The organism is Pseudomonas sp. CM25 (assembly GCF_013179705.1).
Lineage (GTDB): Bacteria > Pseudomonadota > Gammaproteobacteria > Pseudomonadales > Pseudomonadaceae > Aquipseudomonas.
The window spans coordinates 1-1621 of sequence record NZ_JABMCW010000613.1 but is presented as its reverse complement, the minus strand read 5'-3'; the positions used below and the strand labels follow the sequence as shown (position 1 = coordinate 1621).

2 protein-coding genes and 1 pseudogene are annotated in these 1621 nt (G+C 50.0%); 2 read left to right on the top strand and 1 reads right to left on the bottom strand.

Going from position 1 to position 1621, the window contains the following annotated elements:
* Nucleotides 1–608, top strand: a 608-nt coding sequence (locus HP546_RS30000; protein ID WP_218584656.1) for a hypothetical protein, incomplete at its 5' end; no start/stop codon positions are given.
* Nucleotides 609–741: 133 nt separating this feature from the next.
* On the opposite strand, the gene HP546_RS29995 is transcribed toward HP546_RS30000, so the two are convergent.
* On the bottom strand, nt 742–1008 hold the full coding sequence (locus tag HP546_RS29995) for a YebG family protein (protein ID WP_034137100.1): 267 nt from the start codon (nt 1006–1008) through the stop codon (nt 742–744).
* A gap of 534 nt (nt 1009–1542) precedes the next feature.
* Here HP546_RS29995 and HP546_RS31955 point away from each other — a divergent pair.
* Nucleotides 1543–1621: pseudogene (locus tag HP546_RS31955) on the top strand (phosphate-starvation-inducible protein PsiE); the annotation flags it as partial.

Sequence of the window (1621 nt, the reverse complement as noted above, 5' to 3'; positions counted from 1 at the left end):
CTCAGGAGTTTGAGGAGCTTCGAGATGCCGTAGTCCGTTTGAACGGGTACGTCCACATCACACCAGAAGTTTTCCTCATGGAGGAGGACGACATCGAGCACCTCGCAGTAGAAACAATCGAAGCCGTGGCCGGACTGATGGCCTGCATCCAAGAGTGCAGAGCCGCCGTCGGGGATCGTTTATCGCATGCGATCAATGATGCGACGGTCCAGCAGATTGTTGGGGAAAGTTTGGACGCTGTAGATGAGCTAGCCTCGCACTATTCCCTTGAAGAAATCTATGTGGAATCGCATGAGGTTACCAGTATTACCTCAGAGACTGTACACATCAGGGTAAGCGGTAGCATAGGGGTAACACTGCAGTGGGGATCTAACTCTGATCTCAGAAGAGGCGATGGAGCCGAATTGGATGAGTCGTTCGATTACACCTGCGAATTGACCTGCGAAGCGGCAAATCCAAATCCTGAGGCGCTAGAGTTCGTCGAAGACTCTTTGATGGTAGACACGGGCGACTGGCACGATCAAGAGGAGGATTGGATCGACTCTGCGGCGAGTACATCCGAAGACCATGAAACTCTCGATGCATCGGGCATTCGATCGGACTTCTAGGCTCAGTAGTTTAAGCACCGTCCCGTCCATAGCTATCCATTATCAAGGGCGATTATGGAGCCGAAAGCGGGACGTTCAAGCATGCTGATTCCGCCATGCATCAAATGGGTTGGCTATGTGTTGTGACACCATCTCAGTTGGCGCTATCGTCTTTCCCTGTCAACTGATCCAACGCATTAGCACCACTCTTAAACGCCGACGCAAAGATTGCTCTATTTTTCGCCATAAAAATGCTTGCGTCCTCCGCTTGTTTTTCGTCAAGACCTGGTACATTTTTAATGAGAACGGAAGTTAAAATTTCTGCCAATTCAAGCATTTGATCATGTGCATCGGCTAGTTTTCGATCCAAAAAAACCTTCTCCAAATCTCGAGTGCTTCGGTAAAGTACTTCTACTGCCATGATGGCCTCTCAAAAATTAAAGGGCTGCCTACCTGGGGCAATGCCCTGAAAAAAATTCTATCCGATGGATGTTATCTCTACGATCCGTGCTTGTCTTCATATGAACATTGATAACTAGGCATAGGTCCTTTCGAAAATCTATGCACCGCCTTCCTGTATCTGATTTGTCAGTTGGCGTCTAACGCGCTGATTTAAAACAATAAAACAAAGCATTTTGACACTAACTGGACAGGCATTAGGTGTAGAAAACGGCGGACAAGCGCTCCGGGTCGCGGCTGCTGCGGTACACCACTTCGACGGCCATTCATCACCTCTATGCCTTTTTGCTGGTTGTGTTGCTTTTACTGTATCCATATACAGTAATGGCATTTGCCACCGCTGCGCAACCTGATTCTTCCGGCAAAAGCCTGCTGCACAGGTGCCTTGCGGCAATCGGTCGCCTTCCAACGAAGGGGCCTGGCCCTTTAACTGCATGGCACAAGCGTCACACCGCTGACGCATCATCCTTCAAGACGTATCGGGGAATGGAACATCGTGGACATCAAATGGGCAGAAAAGCTGCGCAAGGGCCTGCACGGTTCGGCAGACTCGCTGGGCAACCTGTGTGTCGAGG

Bases quoted from the DNA above. Each gene is read 5' to 3' on its own strand.
- HP546_RS29995 (WP_034137100.1), bottom strand. From the start codon at position 1,008: ATGGCAGTAGAAGTACTTTACCGAAGCACTCGAGATTTGGAGAAGGTT.